Origin of the sequence: Pyxidicoccus xibeiensis (assembly GCF_024198175.1) — a bacterium.
Taxonomy (GTDB): Bacteria; Myxococcota; Myxococcia; order Myxococcales; family Myxococcaceae; genus Myxococcus; species Myxococcus xibeiensis.
This window is the reverse complement of record NZ_JAJVKV010000004.1, coordinates 800,843-823,047: the sequence shown is the minus strand read 5'-3', so window position 1 is coordinate 823,047 and position 22,205 is coordinate 800,843. Positions and strand designations below refer to the sequence as shown.

Here is a 22,205-nt window from a genome sequence, read left to right as displayed (position 1 = left end):
CGTTATCCAGGGGGGCTGCCCTCGCGGCCCACGCAGCGCACGGAGGCAGGACCCACATGTCGAAGCAGAAGATTGCCTATTGGGTGGTGACGGGGCTGGTGTCCCTGTCGATGACCGGCTCGGCCATCATGTACCTCAAGGGGGCGCCCGGCATGGTGGCGGCGTTCCAGCACCTGGGCTACCCGGACTACTTCCGCATCATGCTGGGTGTCGCGAAGCTGCTGGGCGTGGTGGCCCTGTGGGCCCCGGTGCCGCGCTTCCTGCGTGAGTGGGCCTATGCCGGCTTCGTCATCGACCTGATTGCCGCGGCGGTGTCCCACACCGTCATGGGGGACCCGCTGATGGCCTCGGTCAACCCCGTCATCGTGCTGGCGCTGATGATTACCTCGCACCAGCTCTGGCACCGCGTCTCCGCGGCCAGCGCCGAGGCGCAGCCGGCCGCGAAGCTCGCGGGCGCCTGAGTCGTCTGTCCCGAGGCTCGGGCCGTCGCCCGGGCCTTCGGGAGCCGGGCCTCAGGGCTTGGAGTCCTGGGGAGGCCAGACGGCCTCGGGCTCCTCGTCGCCTTCCGCCAGGAGGATGGAAGCGCCCTCGAGCAGGTCCTCCGAGTCCAGTGACTCCACCACGGTGCGCACGGCGGCGTTGGGCTCCATCACCCGGCAGTGGACGCGCAGGAGGCCTTCGCGCAGCTCGCCTCCCTCGACTTCGCCGTTGCCCGTCCACCCGAGCATGTCGGTGAGCAGCTCCTCCACGGCCACGCGCTTCTCCAGGTCGTGGCCGGAGCCCTTGCCCTCCACGGTGTACTGGACGATGAGCGCCGTCATCGCGTCCGGCTCGGGCTCGTCGTAGCCCTGGTCCACCAGGGGCCCGGCGGCCTCGGCGACGGCCATGTCCGGGTCCTCGTCCGGCGGCACGGGCTGCTCGCGGTCCTCGCCCGGCTGGCCCACGATGCCCCAGTGCACGGTGAGCTTGCCCTCGTGCACCCAGGCTTCCCAGTAGTGGAGGCTGTCGCCTTCCTTCTTGTAGAGCTTCAGCACGCGTGCGCTCTCATGCGAGGCGCTGCATACCATGGAGCCGCGGAGCGCGCCGTGGGGGCCGCGTGGGCTTCCCGTCAGAAGGCACGGCCCTGTCCTCCATCCACCGGCAGGGTGGCCCCCGTCACCCAGCGGGCGCGCTCGGAGCAGAGGAAGGCCACCACGTCGGCGACCTCCTCTGGCGCGCCGAAGCGGCCCCAGGGCAGCTCGTCGCGGACGAGCTTCGCCACCTTCTCCGGGTCCGCCTGGCGGCGCTTGTCCCAGCTTCCGCCGGGGAAGAGGATGGAGCCCGGCGCCACGCCGTTGACGCGGATGCGGTGGCGGGCGAGGTCCACCGCCATCTCCTTGGTGAGCGCGGTGAGGCCCGCCTTCGCGGTGGTGTAGGGCGCGCTGGTGGCGTACTCGCGGCCGTAGATGGAGTTGATGTGGACGATGCAGCCGCCGCCCCGCTCGCGCATGACCTCCACCGCGCGCTGGCTGCACCACACGGCGGACATGAGGTTGCGGTCCAAGACGGAGGCCCACTGCGCCACGGTGGCCGCGTCGAAGGCGCCCGCGCCGCCGCTGCCGCCCACGTTGTTGACGAGGATGTCCAGCGTGCCGAAGGCACGCACCGCCGCGTCCACCGCCTCCACCGCACCGGCCTGCGTGGCCACGTCCGTCACCACGGTGACGACCTGTGCGCCCAGGGCGCGCAGCTCCGTGGCCGTGGCTTCGAGGCCTTCCGCGCCGCGCGCGGTGAGGCAGACGCGTGCGCCCTCGCGTACGAGGGCCGTGGCGATGGCCCGGCCGATGCCTCGGCTGCTGCCGGTGACGAGGGCCGCTTTTCCTCTGAGCTCCAGGTCCATGGACCCGGGTTCTACCTCTTTGGCCTGGAGGCGGGCGCTCGGAGGTGGGGCGCTCGCCGGGCCCCGGGTGGGAGTGAACGTCTCGCGGTGTCCTCAGGCGCTCTGCGCGTACCTGGGCGACAGCGCCTTGTCCGCGAGCCAGTCCGCGGCGTCTGCCCACAAGGTGTCGCGGAAGCTCTCACGGAAGAACCCGAAGTGGCCGATGGGCTGCCCCAACTGCTCGGGTGACAGCAGGCGGTGCTCCACCGCGGCGTCCGCGTAGATGGACAGCAGGGCGCGCACCGCCTCTGGCGACCCGATGGGGTCGTCCGTGAAGCTGTAGGCCCGCAGCGGCAGGTCCAGTGAGGCGTAGGCCTCGCGGCGCGCCTCGCCTCCCTCGCTCAGCAGGTAGTCCGGGGTCAGGCACCAGCGCGCCCACTGCTCGGCCACGCCCGCGGGCAGGTCCTCCCCCGTGCCTGCCCAGCCGGGCAGCTTCCCGAAGGACTTCACCAGCACCGGCGCCAGCACGCGCCAGTTGAGGGCCATGCGCAGCCGCTGCGGGAACAGCCGGTAGTACCCCGAGCCTGACGTCACCGTGAGCAGTGCCGACACCTCGCGCGCATTGTCCGCGAGCCCGAGCAGCTGACCGCCCGCGCTGTGCCCCACCACCAGCACCCGGCGCCCCGGGAAGCGCTCGCGCACCGTGGCGATGGCGCCCGCCAGGTCCAGCGCTCCCCAGTCCTGAAACTGCGCCCCGAAGCCCGTGAGCGATTCGGGACGTGAGCCTCCGATGCCCCGGTAGTCATAGGTGACGGTGGGCAGGCCTCTCCCGGCCAGCCACGCCGCGAAGCGCCCGTAGTACCTCTGCCGCGCTCCGACGGCGGCGCTCACCAGCACCACGCCGCCCAGCTCCGTGCCCGAGTGGGGGTAGAGCGTGCCCGACAGCGTGTAGCCGTCACGTGCCCGGATGGGGAAGGGGACGCCCGGGCCCGTGTCCACGCGGATGGCGCCTTCGTCCGACGCCATGCTCCGCACTGCCGGGCCCAGTCCCTGCTCCAGCACCGTTGCCTGAGTCATGTTCCGTCCTCCTGTCGCGTTCGGCTCGGAGATATCGCCGGGAGGACTGCACGGATGCAGGCTTTTGCTGCACCATTGCAGGCATGGATATGCGATGGGACGACTTGCGGTACCTGCTCGCGGTGGCGCGCCAGGGCTCGCTGGCGGGGGCGGCCCGCGAGCTGCGCGTGGATGCCACCACGGTGGGACGGCGGCTGGAGGCGCTGGAGAAGGCGCTCGGTACCCGGCTGGTGCTGCGAGGCGCGCGCACGCTGGCGCTCACGGAGGGCGCGGAGGCGGTCGTCGCTCGGGCGCGGCAGATGGAGGACTCGCTGCGCGCGCTCCACGCCACGGTGGCGGCGGATGCCCGCACCGTGGGCACCGTGCGGCTCAGTGCCACCGAGTACCTCGGCCACGCGCTGCTGGCCCCGGGCCTGGCGGACCTGCACGCGCGCCACCCCGGGCTGGACGTGGAGCTGGTGGTGGGCTCCGAGGTGGCGGACCTCCAGCGCGGCGACGCGGACCTCGCGCTGCGACTGGCGCCGCCCCGGGGAGACGCGCTGGTGGTTCGCAAGGTGGCGGAGATGGCCTTCGCCATGTACGCGTCGCGCGGCTACCTCCGCCGGCGAGGCGCGCCCCGGCCCGGAGACTTCCACGGGCACGCCGTGCTCGCCTACCGCGCGGGCCTCACGTCCGGGGCCGAGTCGGACGAGCTGAATCGGCTGACCGCGGGCGCGCGCCGGCTGCTGCTGAGCAACAGCTCTCCCGTGCTGCGCGAGGCAGCGGCGGCCGGGCTCGGCGTCGCGCTGCTCCCGTGCCTCAGTGGTGAGCGGGACTCCCGGCTGACGCGCGTGGGCGCGGGCGTCCTGGCGAAGCGCTCGCTCTGGCTGGTGGTGCACAAGGACCTGCAGCGCACCCCGCGCGTGCGCGCCGTGTCCGACTGGGTGGCGGAGCTGTGCAAGCGGGAGCGGGCGGGGCTTGCCGGCACGGCGGGGGCGACGGAGTAGCCCCCCGCGGAACTGTTCCACTCTGGCAGGGACTCGCGCCGACAGTCGGTGCGCGGAACCAGCTCTTGTCTACGGGCAAGGACGGAGCTGTTCCGCCTGAAAGGTGCCCAGCGCCGATTGACGGCGCCGGGCACCCGACATCACTGCGCGCGGAAGCGCGCCTCCGCCGGGCCGGGCCCGCCCGTGCGCTGCACGCCCCGGCCCGGGTTGGCGGCCAGGTGCTCCAACACCTTGAACACCGTCTCCGCTTCGTCCGGCGCGCCGATGTCCGCCGCGAGCTGCTCGGCGGAACGTGCCTCCGAGCGTGCCTCCTTCAGCCGCGCCATCACCTTGCGCTGCAGCTCCAGCACCACGCCCGCGGCCTTCTTGCCCGCCTCCACGCCCGGCTGGTGGTACGCGTTGATGTGCACGAGGCTGGCGTAGAGCCCCACCGCGCGCTCGTAGAGCGCAATCAACGCCCCCACCGTGCGCGCGCTCACGTCCGGCACGGTGAGCGTCAGGGACTCGCGGCCCTTCTCGTAGAGCGCGCGCCGCGTGCCCAGCAGGAAGCCCGTCAGGTAGTCGCCGCTGGTGACGCCGGGCTCCACTTCGAAGGGCGCGTCCTGGCGGTCCTTCAGCACCTCGATGAAGGTGACGAAGAAGTTGAGCACACCCTCACGCAGTTGCTGCACGTACGCATGCTGGTCCGTGGAGCCCTTGTTCCCGTAGACGGCGATGCCCTGGTTCACCACCTTGCCGTCCAGGTCCAGCTCCTTGCCCAGCGACTCCATGACGAGCTGCTGGAGGTAGCGCGACATCAGCAGCAGCCGGTCCTTGTACGGCAGGATGACCATGTCCTTGGTGCCCCGGCCGCCACCCGCCTGGTGCCACATCAGCGCCAGCAGCGTGGCCGGGTTCTTCAGCACGTCCCGCTGCCGGGTCGCCGCGTCCATCTCCCGCGCGCCCTCCAGCAGCCCGTCGATGTCCAGCCCCTGCAGCTTCGCCGGAAGCAGGCCCACCGCCGACATCACCGAGGTGCGCCCGCCAACCCAGTCCCACATGGGGAAGGTGCGCAGCCAGCCCTGCTTGCGCGCGTGGTTGTCCAGCTCGCTGCCGGCACCCGTGACGGCCACCGCGTGCTTGCTGAAGTCCAGGCCCTTCGCCTGGTACGCATGCTCCGTCTCCAGCATGCCGTTGCGCGTCTCCTTGGTGCCGCCCGACTTGCTGATGACCAGCGTGAGCGTCTCCGCCAGCCGCTCACCGAGCTGCGCCACCACCCGGTCGATGCCGTCCGGGTCGGTGTTGTCGAGGAAGTGCACCTGCATCGCGTCCTTCGCGGTGCCCAGCGCGTCCGCCACCAGCTGCGGCCCCAGCGCCGAGCCGCCGATACCCACTAGCAAGAGCTGCGTGAAGCGCGCCGCCTTCTGCGGCTTCACCGTGCCGCCGTGCACGTCCTTCGCGAAGGCGTGGATGGCCGCCACCGTGTCGGTGATTTCCTTCTTGAGCCCGGCGTCCGGCGCCAGCTCCGGCGCGCGCAGCCAGTAGTGGCCCACCATGCGCTTCTCGTCCGGGTTGGCGATGGCGCCCTTCTCCAGCGCCTCCATCTTCGAGAAGGCCTCCTCCGCGCGCGGGCGCATCCGCTCCAGGAAGTCCGCCGGGAACTGCATGCGCGAGACGTCGAGCGTGAACCCCACGGACGGGACGACACACAGGTACCGCTGGTACCGCTCCCACAGCTCACGCTCGGTCATGGCTTCTCCTCCTCGTCGGGACGCACTCGGAAGTGCAAGATGCGCACTCAATAGTGCGCTGTGGCTTAGCGCCTCCGCATTCGGGTGGGAAGCCGCTCGCGAGGGCAACGACTCCTCCCGGTACAGGCGGAGGCCCAGTGCTCAACACCTCGGCCCGGCCATGACGGCGCGTGTGAGCCACGGCGTTTCCCGCTCACCCTTATCGTCCGGGCATGGCGCGAACCTGTCGGACAGTCGGACAGGTTCGGAGCAACCTCACCCAGAGGGGGCCCCGGCCCGCCAGCGGCGCATGGCGCGAACCTGTCGGACAGTCGGACAGGTTCGGGGCGGCCGCGCCCGGCGGCGCCCCGTCGGGAGCCCGGAATGAGCTCCGCCACCGAACCCGGTAGGATTGGCGCCATGGAATCACTGCTCCCTGTGCTGGTGGCCTGCGTCACGCTCCTGTTGCTGCTGTTCATGGGTGGGCTCTTCTTCTGGAAGTGCTACCGGCGCGTCGGTCCGCACCAGGCCCTGGTGGTGAACGGCCCGTCCGGGATGCGCGTCCACCTCCGCAGGGGCGCGGTGGTGCTGCCCTTCGTCCACCAGGCGGAGGTGCTGGACCTGTCCACCCAGGTGCTCACGCTGACGCTGACGGGAGCCCAGTCGGTGCAGTGCAAGAACAACCTCCGGGCCGACGTGCGTGCGCGCGTCCTCCTGCGCGTCAACCAGACCGCCGGGGACGTGGAGAAGCTCATGTCCACCCTGGGGGCCAGGGCGACGACTCCCCACGTGCTGCGGCAGGTGTTCGAGGCGCAGTTCATCGAGGCCTTCCGCATCGTCTTCCGGAGCTTCGACTTCGCGGAGTGCCTCCAGAAGCTCGACGAGGTCCGGGACCAGGTCGTCCAGGTCGTGGGCAGGGACCTGTCGGGCTTCACCCTCGAGAGTCTCCAGGTGGAGCAGCTCTCGGAGACGCCCCTGTCCTTCTACGACAGCAGCAACATCCTCGACGCCATGGGCCTCCGCGTCATCGCCGAGCTCACCACGCACCTCCAGGTAGCGCGAGCCGAGCGCGAGGCGGAGGCACGGATGCGGACGGCGCGCATCCAGCTCGACGCGGAAGTGGAACAACTCCGACTCGAACAGGACAGGGCCCGGGTGAGGCAGGAGGCGGCCGCGCTCACCGGCAAGCCCCCTCCTCCATTGTCAGCGGTGGATGCCCAGGTGGAGGCGGTGCGCGCGAAGGCCGCCGAGCTGGAGGCCTCCTTCCGCCGGAAGCTGGACAAGCCTCAGGCCGACGGCCGCACCGGCTCCGGGGCTGGCGGCACGGAGGAGGAAGACATCCCCTTCGACTCCGGCTTCCACGCCGGGTTCCGGAAGACGTAGCCCAGCCTGTCCTTCCACGGGCCCGGCTTGCGCACGTCGCGAGCGATGGCCGCGAACTCGTGGAAGGCGATGCGCACCGGGTTGTGCGTCTGCAGGTTCTTCGTCAGCCCGTACACCGGCCGCTCCGTCTCCGGCTCGAAGGTGCCGAAGAGGCGGTCCCAGATGATGAGGATGCCCGCGTAGTTCTTGTCGAGGTAGCGCGGGTTGGCCGCATGGTGCGCGCGGTGGTGCGACGGCGTGTTCAGCAGCCACTCCAGCGGGCGCGGCAGCTTGCCGATGGCCTCGGTGTGAATCCAGTACTGGTAGAGCAGGCTGACGCCCTGCTGCGCGACAATCATCACCGGGTGGAAGCCCAGCAGCGCCAGCGGCGCCCAGAACACCCAGCTGGTGGGCGGCGTCCAAGTCTGCCGCAGCGCCGTGGAGAGGTTGTAGTGCTGGCTGGAGTGGTGCACCACGTGCGACGCCCAGAAGAGGCGGCTCTCGTGGTGGACGCGGTGGAACCAGTAGTAGCAGAGGTCCTCCGCGAAGAAGAGCACCACCCAGGCGAGCACGCCCGTGCCCACGCGCAGCGGCGTCAGCTCGTAGAGCGCGACGTAGCCGGCGAAGGCGACGAACTTCCACCCCAGGGTGAGCGCCGCGTTGCCCAGGCCCATGGAGAGGCTGGCCAGCGTGTCCTTCCAGGTGTGGCCCATCAGGGGACGGCCCCCGTCACGCAGCTTCTTCACCCAGAAGAACTCGGCGATGACCGTGATGATGAAGACGGGAATCGCGGGGGTGATGAGGTCGGGGATGTGCGTGGCGTCCATGCCATGCCTCCTATGGACGGGAGCGGCGGCGAGGCCGCTCCGGGGTGGGTGAGAACGCGGTGCGCATGACGCGCGTCAGGGTGTCGAGCATGCGGCGGTGGGCCGGGTCGTCCGGACGCGCGCTGCCGCCGACGACGGCGCCCTGCACCGCGTCCAGCGCCAGCTCCACCACGGCGTCGAAGTCCGGGTGCGTGGCGGCCACCTCGGGGAACAGCTCGCGCGCCACCCGGTGCAGGTTCGCCCGGTGCGGCCCGTCCACCGCCGCCAGCGCCGCGCGCAGCTCCGCGTCCGTGCGCGCCGCCACGTACAGCTCGATGGCCGCCTGCAGCTCCGGCCGCTGGTACGCCGCCCATAGCATGTCCACCGCCGCGGCGATGCGGTCCCGGTTGGACGGCCGCGCTCCGACGCCCGCCAGGTAGTCCTGGATGATGCGCGGGAAGAGGTGCTCCACCGCCGCGGCGAGCAGCTCCTCCTTGGTGTCGAAGTGCGTGAAGAGCGCCCCCTGCGACAGGCCTGCCCGCTTCGCCACCTCCACCGTCGTCAGCCGCGCATGTCCCAGCTCCACCAGCGCCTCGATGGTGGCGTCCAGCAGCTTGCGCCGCGTCGTCTCGCGGCGTTCCTGTTGGGTGCGGCGGGGCGGCGGGCTCGGCGTCCCTTCCGCCTTGGGGGTCTTCTGGGCCATTTCACCCAGAGGATAACGCCAAACTTAGTAAGTGACCAGTCACTAAGTTGGGTGCGGCCAGGCGGGCCGGCTAGGGCTTCGGTGCCTTCACGGCCGCCGCCACCTCCTCCAGCATGGCGTCCAGCTCGGCGCGCGGCAGCCACCGCCCGCGCAGCAGCACGCCGTGGAGGTCTCTCGTGTGGCGCACGTCCACCCGAGGGTCCGCGTCCAGCAGCAGCAGGTCCGCGCGCTGGCCCGGCGCCACCGTGCCCCAGTCCGAGGACTCGCCCAGGGCCTCCGCAGCGTCCCGGGTGGCCGCCTCCAGCACCGCCCACGCCGGCACGCCCGCCTCGGCCATGGCCTCCATCTCCCGGTGCACCGCGAAGCCCGTCACCATGAAGAGCTGCGGCGAGTCCGAGCCCACCAGCAGCCCCGCCCCCGCCGCGTGCAGCCCGCGCACCACCTGCCGCCGCAGCTCCACGAAGCGCTTGCGCCGTGCGGCGGGCGCGTCCTTCAGCTCCGGGTCCGACAGCGCCTTCGTCCACGCCTCCACGGCGGCTGGCGGCGCGTACCGCAGCTCCGGGCGTGCGCGCAGCGTGTCCAGGCGGTCCGCGCTCGCGAGCAGCTCGAAGAGGTCCAGCGTGGGGGAGCTCCACACCCCCGCCTTCTTCGTGGCCTGCGCCAGCGCGGGGATGCGCGCCGGGTCCATCCGCTGCAGCGCGTCGCTGAAGTCAAGCTGGTCCACCTTCGCCACATCCCCCGGCGGGAGCAGCGCGGCGAGCCACCCGTCGAGGTGCTCCAGCTGCTGTCCCGACGCGAGCGCGTGTGCCAGCCCTACATCCGGTGTCACGTGACCGCTCACCCGCAGCCCCTGGGCCCGCGCCTCGTCCATCATCGCGTCATACGTCTCGCGCCCCAGCCCGCCATGCGTCTTGAGCAGGTCGAAGCCGGCGGCCTTCTGCTCGCGCACGCGCTCGCGGGCGTGCTCCGGTCCCTTCACGGACTTCGCATGGAAGGACGGGCCGGCCACCAGCAGCCGGGGCCCGAGCACCTCGCCCTTCGCCACGCGGGCGCGCAGCTCCAGTCCCGTGGGCGCCGCGCCCAGCGCTCGCGCGGTGGTGACACCATTGGCGAGCAGCAGCCGCAGCTGCTGGCCCGCGGGCTCGCTCGCCATGCCGGTGCCCGGCTGGAGGTGCAGGTGCATGTCGGCAAGCCCCGGCATCAGCCAGCGGCCCCGGCCATCCACCCGCGTCGTCCCCTCGGGCACGGGGGTGGAGGCGGAAGGGCCCATCGCGACGATGCGCTCGCCTGCCACCAGCACCGTCTGATCCTCCAGCGCGTCGGTGCCGGTGGTCATCGGGAGCACCGTCACCCCCACCACCGCGAGGCTGGCCGCCTGCTCTGGAGCTGGTGGCTTCGAAATGGAAGTGGGCGGCGTGACGGGTGCGCTACGGCAGGCCGCCATGCAGGCGAGCAGACAGAGGCTCCACCCCCATCGGCGCGTTCTTCCCTCGTGAGTCATGTGTGAGTCCCTCCAGGAAGGAGAACGGAGCACAGGTGCCCCGGTCGCGGAGTAGCCAGGCTCGTGAGAAAATCATCAGGGAAATATCGCGGGGACTTGCCCCCGTTTCCTGCCCGCCCCGATATGAACCTTTCCGCCATCCTCCTTGGTTCTCTCCTGGCTTCGGCCCCCGCGGTTCCCACCTCGACTGCCTCCCATCCGGGCGACATGCCGGAGGTCGGCGTCCCCTTCGCCTGTGGACGTATCCACACGGTGAGCCAGGGACACGACACGGGCAGCCATCAGCACAATGACACACATGCCTGGGATTTCCGTATGCCCGACGGCACCCCCATCGTCGCCGCACGCGATGGCACGGTGCGCCTGGCGCGCGGTGACAGCACGAAGGGTGGCTGCGACGAGAAGTTCGCGCCGTACGCGAACTACGTCGTCATCTCCCACGGTGATGGACTGGAGACGCAGTACCTCCACTTCAGCGCGGTGGTGGTGAAGCCCGGTGAGCGCGTTCGCGAGGGCCAGCTCATCGGCTTCTCCGGCTCCACTGGCTGGGCCTGCGGCGCGCACCTGCACTTCAAGGTGGCGCGTGAGGTGGGCAAGGGCTGGAACAACCCGTCCGTGCCGGCGCGCATCGCCGGCTATGGGGACCCGGTGCGCGACACCCGCGTGGCCGCCCCCATCTGCAAGGATGCGGGCCAGCAGACCCTCATGGCGCAGAACGAGGGCGCGCACACCCCGGGCCAGCCCGTGGTGTCCATGTCACCTGAGCGCCAGGATGCGCCGCGCGGCCTCCCGCCCGGGGCGCAGACCATCATCGACGGCCTCAACCAGCCTCCCGCCCAGGGCGGCCAGGGTCTCGACGAAACGGGCGCGCCCCGCCGTGCTCGCACGGCGAGCGGCACCCGCGAGACTCGCTGAGGCGAGCAGCGCGCCCGCTCCGGCCAGCAGCACGAAGAGGGCCCCCGCGTTGACGAAGTACTCCATCGGCAACAGGGGGCCTTCCACGTAGGCGCGCACCACGCGCCAGCCCACGTGTCCCAGCAGCGCCAGCAGCGGCAGGTTGATGAGTGGCAGCACCAGCCAGCGCGCGGTGCGCCACCAGCCGGCCACCGCCTCCGCCACCCCCGTCGTCGCGGTGTAGCGCCACGCCCCCGCGCGCGCGGCCCGCACCGCGTCCAGCAGCGCGTCCAGGTCCGGCACGCCCAGCAGCGACGGCTCCAGGCCCCCGGCCCGTGCGACACTGCGCGCCTCGGCCAGCGCCGTGCGTGCGGCGGACTCCGCGCTGAAGTCGTCCTCGAAGGGCTCCACCACCGCGGCCTCCGCCGCCCGTGCGCGCGTGCGTCCCCGCACCGCGTCCGCCACCGTGGAGGCCGCCGCGACAGCAAGTCCCGCGGGCAGGCTGGCCCGCCCCACCAGCGCCGCCGCGCCCAGCCCGCTCGCTCCCCACAAGGACAGCCTCAGGCCCCACGCCGCGGGCCCCCAGAAGCGTCCTCCCGCCTGCCGTCGCACCTCCGCCGCCAGGTGGCCGTGGGCCAGCCCCAGCCGGGCGTCGAAGTCCGCGCGCAGGCCCTCCGCCGCCTTCTCCAGCCCGGAGCCCAGCGCGTCGCGCGTGCGCGACAGCAGCGCGTCCGTCTCCTTCAGCGCGGCCTCCACCTGCGAAGTCACCTCCTGCAGCGCGCCCAGCGCGTTGGAGCGCCGCACGCGCGCGGCCACCGTCTGGGTGGCCAGCCCGCGCAGGTGGAAGAGCAGGGCGCCGAACTCGCCGGACACGTCGCGGCCTTCCTTCGCCGCCAGCGCGCTGATGGCGAAGACGGGCACGTCCTCCTGCGGCAGCCCGTACTGCTCGGAGGCCACGCGGCGCACCTGCGTCTTGAGCGTCTCGCGGGACTCGGGTGACAGCTCGTCCGCGAAGTTGAGCATGAAGACGAGCGCGCGGCGGCGGGCGAACTCCGTCAGGAACTCCACCTGCGACGCCTCCGCCACGCTGCCCCGGTGCATGACGACGAGCGCCACGTCCGCGCGCTCCAGCGCGGCGCGCGCCACGTCGCGGTGGGTGGTGGCCACGCTGTTGAGGTCCGGCGTGTCGATGAACACCTGGCCGCTCCACAGGCCCTGCGGCCCGGGCGCATAGCGCACCACGCGCGCACCCGTCTGCTCCAGGGCGTCAGCGGAGGCGCCTTCCGGCGCGAACACGGTGGCGGCGGTGCTGGTGGGACGGTCCAGCCCCTCGCGCGACAGGGCCTGACCGGCCAGCGCGTTGAGCAGGGTGGACTTGCCCGCGCCAGTGGCGCCCACCAGCGCCACGGCCAGCGGCGAGTCCCTGCGCGCCACCCCGCGCGCATAGTCGTCCACCAGTCGCTCCAGGCGCGCGGCGTGGGGCTTCAGCGCCGGCAGCTCCAGGGCGGCCTTCAGCAGGGTGCGGAAAGTCTCGGGCTCGGGAAGTCTCGTCTCGTCCACGTGGGGACGGAGCCTGTCCCGCCCGCGCCCGCGTGACTACGAGGAAGATGCGCGGAGGGTGCGCCAGCGTGCACTTCGCGGCGTGGGTCCACGCCTTGGAGCCCGGCGTGGGTCCACGCCTTGGGGCCCCGATGCCTGGCGCGGGCCACTCCGGCAAAGGGAGAACGGTGGATGGCGCCGGGCCTTTTCCGGTGGAAGCCTTTACAGGCCGGTGCGCCGGGCGGGCACCCGGGTTGAAGGGCTCGGCCGCAGGGCCGCTGCGGGGAATTCGCGGGTGGTGGCGACGCGGAAGGGGGGAGGAGTAGAAGCAACCCATGATGGACCTCTTCCTCATGTCGCCCCCGGGCCGTGCGTGGGCCCTGCGCGGGCGGAACAACTTCCGCAGCCGCGAGGCGCCCCAGGTCGATGCGCGGCAGGCCCGCCGCGAGTGGCTGACGCTGGCGCGTGAAATCGAGGCGCGTGGTGGCACGGTGGTGGCGCTCCCCTCGCCCTCGGAGTTGCTGACGGGCATGCCGTACGCCGCGGAGTGCGGGCAGGTGGTGCCGCGCGAGGGCGCGCCGCCGCTGTTCCTCCTTCCGAGGATGATGAGCGCGCACCGGCAGGCCGAGCGCGAGCACTGGGCCCCCCTGGCCCGGAGCCTGGGCCTGGAAGTGGTGGACCCCGGCGTCGGCATCTGGGAGGCCCATGGCGACGTGGCGACCTTCGACGGCGCCACGCTGCTGTTCTGGGGTGGGCGCACCACGCTCGACGGCCTGGAGGCCGCGGCGCGCTACTTCCCCGGCGAAGTCGTCCGCGTCCAGGTCCGCGAGCCCGCGTTCCACGGCAACATGGCGGTGCTCCCGCTGCCCTCGGTGGACCGGCTGATGGTGTGCCCGGACGTCATCGCTCCGGAGTCGTACGCGCGCCTGCGCGAGCGGTTCGGTGCGCAGCGGCTGCTCACGGTGACGGAGGACGAAATCAAGCACTACGCCACCAACGGGCTGCCGGTGGGGCGGGACTTGCTGGCCCCTTCGGTGGTGCAGGCGTCGGTGCGCGAGCGCCTGGAGGCGCTGGGCATGCGCGTGGTGCCGCTCACCATGCGCGAGCTGTGCGAGAAGGGCGGGGGCTCGTCACGCTGCCTCGTGTCGCGTGCGCAGGTGGAGGACGCGGCGGTACGGATTCCGGACGCGTACCGGCTGGCGACGGTGGCGAAGGACATCGAAGCCGATGCGTGACACAGGCGCGCTCGCGCGACAGGTGGAGGAGTTCATGGCGCGGCACCCCGGCGTGTCGCTGGCGGCGCTGGGCGCGGGCGAGCACGCGGGCTCGCTGGAGCTGTCGCCATTCGGCGTGCCGGCGACGTACCTGCCCGCGGAGCGGAACCTGGCGCTGGCGCAGCAGTACCTCGCGCTGAACCAGCTCGCCTTCGGTGGCATCGGCGTGCCGCGCTGGGTGCTGTCCGACTTGTACCTGCTGCCGGGCGCCATCGGCCTGCTGCGGTGTCCGGCGCGGCTGGTGAAGCCGGAGGTCCGCGAGGCGCTGGGGCTGGCCGACGAGGACCCGACCATCGGCGCGGCGTACTACGCGGCGCCGTCGGTGACGCCGGGGTTGTTCATCGGCGTGTCGCTGCTGAGCTTCCTGCCAGGCACCGGGGCCGCGCCGTGGGTGAAGGCGCTCACGCTGGGCATGCTCCGCGCGCGAAGGCTGCGGGGCGTGGCCCAGTGGGACAACCCGAGCGTCCGGGTGCACGCGCGCCTGGGCCCGCTGCGCCTGGTGGGTCGCGTGCCCGGTGGCCACGAGTACGGCGAGCGGACGTTCGTCTACGAGACGGACCTGTCGGACGGAGTGCGCGTGGCGGAGGCGATGGTGCGGCGGCTGTACCGGGTGCCCACCCAGCGGGTGTCCGTCACGGACCTGTCCGCGCTGAGCGCGCTGCTGGACAGGGCGGAGGCGGGCGAGGTGCTGCACCTCGTCCCGCCCGGGGTGGACGCGGGGCACGTGCTGGTGAGCGAGGGCTGACGTCAGGGAGAGGGCGCGGCGGGGGACTCCATGTCCTCCTCCAGCGCGCGCCGCAGCGCCGAGGCCCCGTCGCCGATGATGGGCGCGCCATGCGCGAAGCAGAGCGTCTGCACGGGCAGGTGGTCCAGGATGCGCTGCACGCTGTGCCGCGTGCGCAGCGGCTCGTCCTGGTACTCGCTGGGGACGAACTCCGGCGTGCCCCGGCCCTCGTGTGTCAGCAGGTCCGAGATGAAGGCCACGGCGCGCGGGTGCTGCTGCATCCACAGCGTGTACATCGCGAAGGTGGGGCCGGGCGTGTGGAAGGAGACGAGCCCGGCCGGCAGCGTGTCGCCCGCCACGTAGAAGAAGTCCGGCGTGTCCTCCAGGCCGGTGGCTCCCTCGGGCGCCCACACCGGGGCACCGAAGACCTTGCGGAAGCGCCACGCCGAGCGCTGGTGGTTGCCGGCCGTCAGGACGATGGCGTTGACGTCGCCGAGCCGGCGCAGCACCTCCTCGTCGATGGGCAGCGGGTCGATGAGGACGACCGCGCCGTCCACGTCCACCACCGCGTATGCGTCGCTGCGGGTGCCGCCGATGCGGTCATCGGAGAGGGTCCAGTGATGCACGCCAGGCACCACCTCGACCAGCCGCTTTGCCTTCCCCTGGGGCTCGCTCATGCGGTGAAACGTAGGCACCGCGCGTGGGTGCCAGTGGAGGCAGGTACGAAGTAGCGACGCCGCCCGGCAGGACTCCTGCTCCCGGAGCGGGCGGTCAGGAACGAACCGGGCGGCCACCATTCGCGGGCACACCCAACCTTCCTGCATGGAGCGGATTCTTCTCGAGGCCCCGTTGCGGCGGCCGCTCGTGCTCTTCGATGGGGACTGTGGCTTCTGCCGGCGCTGGGTCTCGCGGTGGCAGTCGAGTACCGCGGGCCGGGTGCGGTTCACGCCGGGCCGGCGGTGGCATCGCTGGCTGCTCGGCATCCGGGCAGAGGACATGCGCAAGGCCATGCACCTGGTCGAGCCGTCCGGCCGGGTGACGCGAGGCGCGGAGGCCGTCTTCCGGGCGCTCTCCTGGTCGCCCCGCAGGGGGACGCGGGTGGCGGCGAAGCTGGGGCTGCTGCCCGGCGTGCTGCACGTCGCCCGGGGTGTCTATGCCGTCATCGCCCGCAACCGGCGCCGGGCCTCGAAGGTGGACGTCCTGCTCTTCGGGCGCGGCGTGGGGCCGAGCGAATACCGGCTGGTGCGCTGGGCCTTCCTCCGGCTGACGGGGGCCACGTTCCTCGTCGCCTTCACGTCGCTGGGGCGGCAGGTGCTCGGCCTCTATGGCGCGCGAGGCATCCGTCCGGTGCGCGAGCGACTGGAGGCCCTGCGCAGGGAGGAGACCGGGCCCGAGGCCTGGCGGTTGATGCCGTCGGTGTTCTGGCTGGATGCCTCCGACGACGCGCTGGTGCGTGGGTGTCGCGCGGGGCAGCTCCTGTCGCTGGCGCTGCTCTTCAACGTGGCGCCGCGCAAGAGCGTGGCGCTGCTGTGGGGGCTGTACCTCTCCTATGTGTCGGTGGGCCGCGAGTTCCTCTCCTTCCAGTGGGACGTGCTGCTGCTGGAGATGGGGCTGCTGGCGGCGCTGACGGCGCCCGGAGGGCTGCGGCCGGGGCTGGGCCGTGACGCGCCCTCCGCGCTGGACGTGCTCCTCTTCCGGCTGCTCGTGTTCCGGCTCTACTTCGGCTCCGGCGTCAGCAAGCTCCAGTCGGGGGACGCGACCTGGCGCGAGCTGACGGCGTGCGACCACTATTTCGAGACGGCGCCGCTGCCCACGCGCGGCGGCTGGTACGCGCACCAGCTGCCCCGCGGGTTCCAGCGGGCCTCCACCGCGGCGGTGCTCGGCGCGGAGACGGGACTGCCCTTCCTCACCTTCGCGCCCCGGCGGCTGCGGCAGCTGGCGTTCTGGGCCTTCGGTGGGCTCCAGGCCACCATCATCGCCACGGGCAACTACGGCTTCTTCAACCTCCAGTCCCTGGTGCTGGGGTTCTGGCTGCTGGACGACGCGGCGCTGCGGCGCGTGCTGCCGCTGGAGGCCGGGGCGCCCGCCGAGCCCAGGCCCTGGTGGCGCACGGGGCTGTCGGCGGTGGCGGCCACGCCGGTGCTGGCGCTCGGGGGGGCGGAGGTGCTGCACCGCTTCGGGTGGATGCCCCGCAGGCCGGAGCCGCTCGTCCGGGGACTGGCGTGGCTGGAGTCACGCGCGCGCCCGCTGCGCTCCGTGAATCCCTATGGCCTCTTCAGCGTGATGACGGTGGAGCGGCCGGAGATTCTCGTCGAGGGCTCCGACGACGGGGAGCACTGGAAGGAATACTCCTTCCGCTTCAAGGTCGGCGACCCGGAGCGGCCCCCGAGGCAGGTGGCGCCCCACCAGCCGCGGCTGGACTGGCAGATGTGGTTCGCCGCGCTCGGCTCGCCGCCGGGCTGGTTCATCTCCTTCCTGGCGCGGCTGCTGGAGGGCTCGCCGGAGGTGCTGGGACTGCTCGAAGGCAATCCCTTTCCGGACGGGCCGCCGAGGATGGTGCGCGCGGTGCTCTACGACTACCAGATGGCGGACCTGGAGGAGCGGCGGCGCACCGGCGCCTGGTGGCGGCGCGAGCGGCTGGGCCTCTATTTGCCGCCGCTGTCCCTGGCTCCCGGCCCCCGGCCGACGGACCGTGTCCCCCGGCTGCAATGGGTGGCCCAGGCGTAGCACCTTCCGGGCCGCTCACGCCGCCTGCCGCACGCCTGGAGGCCAGGCGCCCGGGCGCAGTGGGGCAGGGGCGCGTGAGCCAGCAGGCGTGCGGCTGTGGACGGAAGGGGCCCCTTTTCCCACCGGGGCGGTGAGGCGGCGTTAGGATGCCGTCGCTCTCCGCCCCCCACCTCCGCCGTGAAGACGCGCCTCCCTCTCCGCTCTGTTCTTGTCCTCGCCCTCGGCCTGCTGAGTGCCTGCGGGCCCACGCCGACCTCCATCACCGTCCAGCCGCTGGAGTCCAAGTACCTGCGGACGCCCGGTCAGAATGTGAAGCTCGACTTCGTGGTCCTCGACGAGGAGGGCCGGCGCATGAGCGAGCCGAAGCTGCGGTGGACCAGCTCCGCCACGGACGTGGCGCTCGTCCAGGACGGCGTGGTGACGGTGCGCAAGTCGGGCAAGACGACCATCGGCGTGACGGGCGGCGACGTGCGCACGGCCATCCCCCTGGACCTCATCATCCTCAACTCGCTCGACGTGCGCGCTCCGGGCGCGGACTTCATGGAGGTGGGGCGCGTCATCAAGCTGCGCGTGGTGGCCAGGAACGAGCAGGGCGAGTCGCTCCCCGACGCGGCCCCCAACTTCCGCACCTCGGACGAGACGGTGGTGCGCGTGGAGGATGGGCAGCTGGTGGCCGGCCAGCCTGGCACCGCCACAGTTACCGCCACCCTGGGGCACTTGAGCCGCGCCATCGCCGTCCAGGTGGTGCCCGCGGACTTCGCGCGGCTGGGCCTCAACCTCACCCACCACGCCTTCCAGCGCCGGGGCCAGTCCGTGCAGCTCCAGGCCCGCGCCTACAACCGCAACGGCGCCGTGCTGCAGAGCGTGCCGCTGGAGTTCTTCACGTCCGACGCCGCCGTGGTGTCCGTGTCGCCCGATGGGCGCGTGACGGCGGTGGGCTCCGGCCGTGCGGTGGTCTCCGTCGTCGCCGGCCGGCGGCGCACGGCGGCGGAGTTCGTCGTCCCCTAGTCACACCGGGCCGCAGGCAGCCCCCGGGCGCCGCGGCACCTCTCCTCCGTCAGTGGGAGGAGAGGCCCTGCGGCGACGCGTGGCCTCAGGGCTTCGGAGCCGCCGGCGCCTTGGACTTCGGCATGGGCAGCTTCGAGCGGCTGCGCTTGAGCTTCTTCTCCAGCTCCTCCGGGCACGGCGGGCGGGGCCCGTCGCTCGGCGGCTGGATGGTGAACTCGACGCGGCGGTTGAGCGCCATGCCCTCTTCCGTCTCGTTGTCGGCCAGCGGCCGGCTGCGGCCGAAGCCCTGCGAGCACAGCCGCTCCGCCGCCACGCCACTCTCGATGAGGAAGCGCATGACGCTGGCCGCGCGGCGGCGCGACAGCTCCAGGTTGTACGCGTCGCTCGCGCGCGAGTCGGTGTGGCCCTCCACGAGCACCCGGTCGACCTCCGCGTTCTCGTTCATCACCCGGGCGACCTCCTCCAGGATGGGGAAGGACTCGGAGAGGATGACGTCCTGGTCCGTGGCGAAGTTCAGCTGCTCCAGGATGACAATCTTGTTCCCGTCGCGCCGCGCGAGCGGGCACCCGTCCCGGCCACGGCTGCCGGCGGGCTGGTCCGGGCACTTGTCGAGCCGGTCCACCACCGCGTCACCGTCCCTGTCCGTGTCCGGGCAGCCGCTGTTGCCCACGGGGCCGGCGATGTCCGGGCACAGGTCTCCCCCTCCGATGACGGAGTCGCCGTCCGGGTCCACCGGAGGAGGCGGAGGCTCCACGGGCTCGGGCGGCTCCTTGAAGCGCTCCAGCGCCTCCCACTCGCGCGTCTTCGCCGGAATCCAGATGATGGACGTGAAGAAGCTCAGCGTGGGCGAGGCGAGCGAGCACCCGCAGCCCGCGCCACCGCCGAAGGTGAAGGTGAGGCCGGTGGAGCTGTACCAGCGCAGGCCGATGAGCAGCTCCGCGGGTACCTGCCGGGGCTCGTCGGGCAGCTTCTCCAGGCCCACGGCGCCGTGCACCATGCCCACCGCGGTGATGCCGCTGCCGCGGAGGATGGGGACCTCGGTGCCCAGGCCGAAGGGCATCATGTCGCCGACGCTGACGCCGTTGAAGACGCGGTCGGGGCGCTTCCAGAAGCCGCCGTTGAGCGCCAGGAGGATGCCGTTGCCGAAGCGGTAGTCGAGCACCAGGCCGGGGGCCCACGTCAGCTCACCGTCGCCGGCGAAGGCCTCCTGCGCGCCGGTGGGGAAGCTCACGTTCATCGTCAGCGCGGCGCCGAAGCCCTTGCCCTCCGCGGGCCTGCGCAGGCCGGGGACGGCGACCTTGCCGGTGAGCCGGAGGTCTCCGAGGACGAAGCTCTCCACGCTGCCCTCGGTGCCGATGACCTCCAGGTTCTGCCCGCCCTGCGCGAGGATGAGCGGCATGTCCACGCCCACCTCGGCCCAGTCGAAGAGGCCCACGCTGGCCATGGCGTCGAGCTGGAGGCGGTTGCCCACGAGGGAAATCCTCCCCAGGTCTCCGCCCTCGGGCACCAGCGTCAGCGGGTTGAGCGAGTAGCTGAAGTACGGGCCTCCGGCCACGGACAGGTGCGAGAGCGGGCGGGACTGCGTCACCACCACCAGGTCCTGGGGGGCGCCGGACGGGCGGAAGATCTGCACGTTGAAACGCGTGTCCGGCTGGGCGGTGGCGGCGGTGGACAGCCCCAGCGCCAGGAGGAGGAGCGGCAGGTGCGAGGGCTTCATCGTGCGCGGCGCTGGTTCCGGAGGAGCATGAGGCCGGCGGCGAGCAGCACCAGGACGGTGGTGCTGCCGGCGGGAGTGGCGTCGGAGGTGGTGCCGCAGCAGAAGGCGCCGCCCTGGGGTTCGGTGCCGGGCTTGCGGCGTCCGCGCTCGCACGCCTGCGTCTTGGCCGAGCAGTGCTGCACGCCGAGGCAGTCTCCGCTGTCCAGACAGGAGGTGGAGCAGCTGTTCGTCTCGAGGTCGCAGGTGCCGCCGCAGGGGCAGTGCGCGTCGGCGAAGCACTGCACGCAGCTGGTTCCGTCGCAGACGAGGCCCTGGTCGCACGTCACGGCGCAGGCGCCGGCGTTGTCACAGGTGCGGGTGGTGGGGTTGCACTGGCCGCTGCCGCAGTCCGCGTCATCCCGGCAGCCGACGCAGGCGCTGCCCTGGACGGAGCCGTCGGAGAGGCAGAACGGGGTGTCGCCCTCGCAGGCGGTACCGCGCGCGCCGCAGTGGCGGTCGGTGGTGGAGGCGGTGCACTCGCCGCTGAGGCAGAACTGGCCGTCGCCGCACTCCATGTCATTGCGGCACTGGACGCAGACCTCGCCGTCCAGACAGAAGGGGCGCTCGCCGGGGCACTTCGCGCAGCTGGGGCCGCAGGCGTCGGCGGTGTTGCACTCGGGGATGGAGTCCACGCAGCGGCCGTTGAGCGGGTCGCACTGCTGGCCCGCGGCGCACTGGCTGTTGGAGGTGCACTCGACGCAGGAGGGGGACGCGCCGGGCGTCAGGGCGGCGCACTGGGTGCCATTGGGGCAGCAGTTGCAGGAGTTGCCCGCGCAGGAGTCGTCGGTGGCGCAGGGGGTGCACTGGTTGTTGGAGCAGACCTCGCCCTTGGGGCACTGCGAGTCGTCATTGCACTCGCGGCACTCGTTGATGGCGGTGGCGCAGACCTGGTTGTCGGGGCAGTGGTCGTCCTCGGTGCACTGGACGCAGGTGAGGGTGGGCTCGTCGCAGACGCCGCCGGGGCAGTCGCTGTCGTCGTTGCAGCCGGTGCACTGGTTGGTGGTGGTGTCACAGCGGCCGTTGTCGGGGCAGTCGGCGTCGTCGTTGCAGCCGCGGCAGGTGTTGTCCGTCAGGTCGCAGCGGCCGTTGGGGCACTGGCTGTCTTCCGTGCACTGCACGCACTGAGTGCGGCCATTGAGGTTCGCGCAGTGGGGCGTGGAGACGCCGCAGGGCGAGCAGGACTCACCGCACAGGAGGGACGAGTTGCAGGGCGCGCAGAGGGCAGCGCTGTTGCAGTAGTAGAACGGGTCGCAGCCGCCGTTGTTGGGCGCGTTGACGTTGGCGCGGTTGCACTGAGCGCACTGGTCGAGGTTGCTCGGGAAGGACGGCAGCCCGTTCTCTGTCTGGAAGAACTGTGCGGGCTGCAGCAGTTGGAAGCCCGAGCTGAAGAGGTTGATGACCGGAGGCTGGTTCGCCGCGCGCTCGAAGTCCGCAAACGGGCCAGCCAGCATCGACAGTTCGAGCGCGGCGTGCTCCGTGATTTGCGCGTAGAGTATCTCCACGGCATAGAGGCCCGGCTGGTTGAACGTGACGCTGTTTGTTGTTCGCCAGGTGGGAGCGCCAATCTCAGGAGGACGGTTAATGACCGCGTGCGACTGACTCCGGTCGTAGATGACCAGACTGATGGCGTCGTCCGAGTAGAAGCCGAAGTGCAGCGGCTGTCTCTCCATCCCGGCAGGGATGTTCAGGTAGCCGCGGAAGCGCGATACGGCCCTGGTGAACGCATCGTTGTCATTGATGATGTTGAAGCTGCAGCCGCCAGTCGAGCAACGTGGCGCAGTGACCTGGTTGACGAAGTCGCCATAGCTCAGCGTGCGTCCGTCGTTGAGGTTGTTGGACAGGTCGAATGGCGTGCGCAGTACCGTGGTGACGCGGGTCTGCAGGCTGACTGGGTCTTCGATGTACCCATTGATGCCATCGATGTACGTGCCCCGTGTCTGCGGGAACTCATTCGGTGTGCGCGTCCACACGTTGGAGGCCACGCACAGGCCATGACCGCTGCCGTTGACGGCGGGCGCTATCGGAGGGCCTTGAATGACGACGTCGGGCAGCTTCACCTGGCCCAGCGCGGGGAAGGCCGCGAGGCACACCGACAGCAAAGTGAGCGCGGCATGCGCGGTGCTGAACAGAGGGGATTTCACGGGGCCCCGAGCATGCTGGATTCGTCTGACAAGAGCAAATTCAAGTACCTGTGTCGCGACTCGAAACGTACTGAGTCGCTGTCCTGACGTAGCAGGTCTTCTTGACGCCTCGTGAAACGGTCGGCACACGCGCACGGTAG

18 protein-coding genes and 1 pseudogene are annotated in these 22,205 nt (G+C 71.7%); 8 read left to right on the top strand and 11 right to left on the bottom strand.

Annotated features, from left to right (window positions below; translation table 11 throughout):
* Positions 1-56: 56 nt before the first annotated feature.
* Positions 57-461, top strand: a complete 405-nt coding sequence (locus tag LXT23_RS21285) for a DoxX family protein (protein ID WP_253982049.1) — start codon at positions 57-59, stop codon at positions 459-461.
* 51 nt (positions 462-512) lie between these two features.
* On the opposite strand, the gene LXT23_RS21280 is transcribed toward LXT23_RS21285, so the two are convergent.
* From LXT23_RS21280 to LXT23_RS21270, 3 genes are all read right to left on the bottom strand, one after another.
* Positions 513-1,034: a hypothetical protein gene (locus LXT23_RS21280; RefSeq protein WP_253982048.1), complete on the bottom strand. Its 522-nt coding sequence runs from the start codon at positions 1,032-1,034 to the stop codon at positions 513-515.
* A gap of 74 nt (positions 1,035-1,108) precedes the next feature.
* Complete coding sequence (locus tag LXT23_RS21275) at positions 1,109-1,879, bottom strand: SDR family NAD(P)-dependent oxidoreductase (RefSeq protein WP_253982047.1); 771 nt, start codon at positions 1,877-1,879, stop codon at positions 1,109-1,111.
* Positions 1,880-1,972: 93 nt separating this feature from the next.
* Positions 1,973-2,935, bottom strand: coding sequence for an alpha/beta hydrolase family protein (locus LXT23_RS21270; RefSeq protein ID WP_253982046.1), 963 nt, complete (start codon positions 2,933-2,935; stop codon positions 1,973-1,975).
* Between the two features lie 83 nt (positions 2,936-3,018).
* Here LXT23_RS21270 and LXT23_RS21265 point away from each other — a divergent pair, with 83 nt between their 5' ends.
* Positions 3,019-3,921: a LysR family transcriptional regulator gene (locus LXT23_RS21265; RefSeq protein WP_253982045.1), complete on the top strand. Its 903-nt coding sequence runs from the start codon at positions 3,019-3,021 to the stop codon at positions 3,919-3,921.
* Between the two features lie 140 nt (positions 3,922-4,061).
* Here LXT23_RS21265 and LXT23_RS21260 read toward each other — a convergent pair whose 3' ends face one another.
* Positions 4,062-5,651: a glucose-6-phosphate isomerase gene (locus LXT23_RS21260; protein ID WP_253982044.1), complete on the bottom strand. Its 1,590-nt coding sequence runs from the start codon at positions 5,649-5,651 to the stop codon at positions 4,062-4,064.
* Between the two features lie 399 nt (positions 5,652-6,050).
* Here LXT23_RS21260 and LXT23_RS21255 point away from each other — a divergent pair, with 399 nt between their 5' ends.
* On the top strand, positions 6,051-7,013 hold the full coding sequence (locus LXT23_RS21255; RefSeq protein WP_253982043.1) for an SPFH domain-containing protein: 963 nt from the start codon (positions 6,051-6,053) through the stop codon (positions 7,011-7,013).
* Here LXT23_RS21255 and LXT23_RS21250 read toward each other — a convergent pair.
* The 3 genes from LXT23_RS21250 to LXT23_RS21240 all read right to left on the bottom strand — a co-directional run bounded on the left by LXT23_RS21250 (position 6,917) and on the right by LXT23_RS21240 (position 9,852).
* Positions 6,917-7,819 carry a sterol desaturase family protein gene (locus LXT23_RS21250; protein WP_253982042.1) on the bottom strand — a complete coding sequence of 301 codons (903 nt, stop codon included), beginning with the start codon at positions 7,817-7,819 and terminating at the stop codon, positions 6,917-6,919. The genes LXT23_RS21255 and LXT23_RS21250 overlap by 97 nt on opposite strands.
* Positions 7,820-7,829: 10 nt before the next feature.
* Positions 7,830-8,501: a TetR/AcrR family transcriptional regulator gene (locus LXT23_RS21245; protein ID WP_253982041.1), complete on the bottom strand. Its 672-nt coding sequence runs from the start codon at positions 8,499-8,501 to the stop codon at positions 7,830-7,832.
* A gap of 70 nt (positions 8,502-8,571) precedes the next feature.
* A complete protein-coding gene (locus LXT23_RS21240) occupies positions 8,572-9,852 on the bottom strand; it encodes an amidohydrolase family protein (RefSeq protein WP_253982040.1) in 1,281 nt (426 codons plus the stop codon).
* Positions 9,853-10,125: 273 nt separating this feature from the next.
* Here LXT23_RS21240 and LXT23_RS49725 point away from each other — a divergent pair.
* A pseudogene (locus LXT23_RS49725) lies at positions 10,126-10,527 on the top strand (M23 family metallopeptidase); the annotation flags it as partial.
* 231 nt (positions 10,528-10,758) lie between these two features.
* On the opposite strand, the gene LXT23_RS21230 reads toward LXT23_RS49725, so the two are convergent.
* Positions 10,759-12,456 carry a GTPase gene (locus tag LXT23_RS21230; RefSeq protein ID WP_253982039.1) on the bottom strand — a complete coding sequence of 566 codons (1,698 nt, stop codon included), beginning with the start codon at positions 12,454-12,456 and terminating at the stop codon, positions 10,759-10,761.
* Between the two features lie 314 nt (positions 12,457-12,770).
* On the opposite strand from LXT23_RS21230, the gene LXT23_RS21225 reads away from it, so the two are divergent.
* Positions 12,771-13,670, top strand: a complete 900-nt coding sequence (locus LXT23_RS21225; protein WP_253982038.1) for a dimethylarginine dimethylaminohydrolase family protein — start codon at positions 12,771-12,773, stop codon at positions 13,668-13,670.
* Positions 13,663-14,454: a hypothetical protein gene (locus tag LXT23_RS21220; protein ID WP_253982037.1), complete on the top strand. Its 792-nt coding sequence runs from the start codon at positions 13,663-13,665 to the stop codon at positions 14,452-14,454. Before LXT23_RS21225 ends, LXT23_RS21220 begins: the two co-directional genes overlap by 8 nt.
* Positions 14,455-14,456: 2 nt before the next feature.
* Here LXT23_RS21220 and LXT23_RS21215 read toward each other — a convergent pair whose 3' ends face one another.
* Complete coding sequence (locus tag LXT23_RS21215) at positions 14,457-15,110, bottom strand: MBL fold metallo-hydrolase (RefSeq protein ID WP_253982036.1); 654 nt, start codon at positions 15,108-15,110, stop codon at positions 14,457-14,459.
* 145 nt (positions 15,111-15,255) lie between these two features.
* Here LXT23_RS21215 and LXT23_RS21210 point away from each other — a divergent pair, with 145 nt between their 5' ends.
* Complete coding sequence (locus LXT23_RS21210; RefSeq protein ID WP_407692899.1) at positions 15,256-17,160, top strand: lipase maturation factor family protein; 1,905 nt, start codon at positions 15,256-15,258, stop codon at positions 17,158-17,160.
* Positions 17,161-17,337: 177 nt separating this feature from the next.
* Complete coding sequence (locus LXT23_RS21205) at positions 17,338-18,168, top strand: Ig-like domain-containing protein (protein WP_253982034.1); 831 nt, start codon at positions 17,338-17,340, stop codon at positions 18,166-18,168.
* 85 nt (positions 18,169-18,253) lie between these two features.
* Here LXT23_RS21205 and traB read toward each other — a convergent pair whose 3' ends face one another.
* Both traB and traA read right to left on the bottom strand, forming a co-directional pair.
* A complete protein-coding gene (gene traB / locus LXT23_RS21200; protein WP_253982033.1) occupies positions 18,254-19,885 on the bottom strand; it encodes an outer membrane exchange protein TraB in 1,632 nt (543 codons plus the stop codon).
* A complete protein-coding gene (gene traA / locus LXT23_RS21195) occupies positions 19,882-22,065 on the bottom strand; it encodes an outer membrane exchange protein TraA family protein (RefSeq protein WP_253982032.1) in 2,184 nt (727 codons plus the stop codon). The genes traB and traA overlap by 4 nt, the downstream gene beginning before the upstream one ends.
* Positions 22,066-22,205 lie beyond the last annotated feature (140 nt).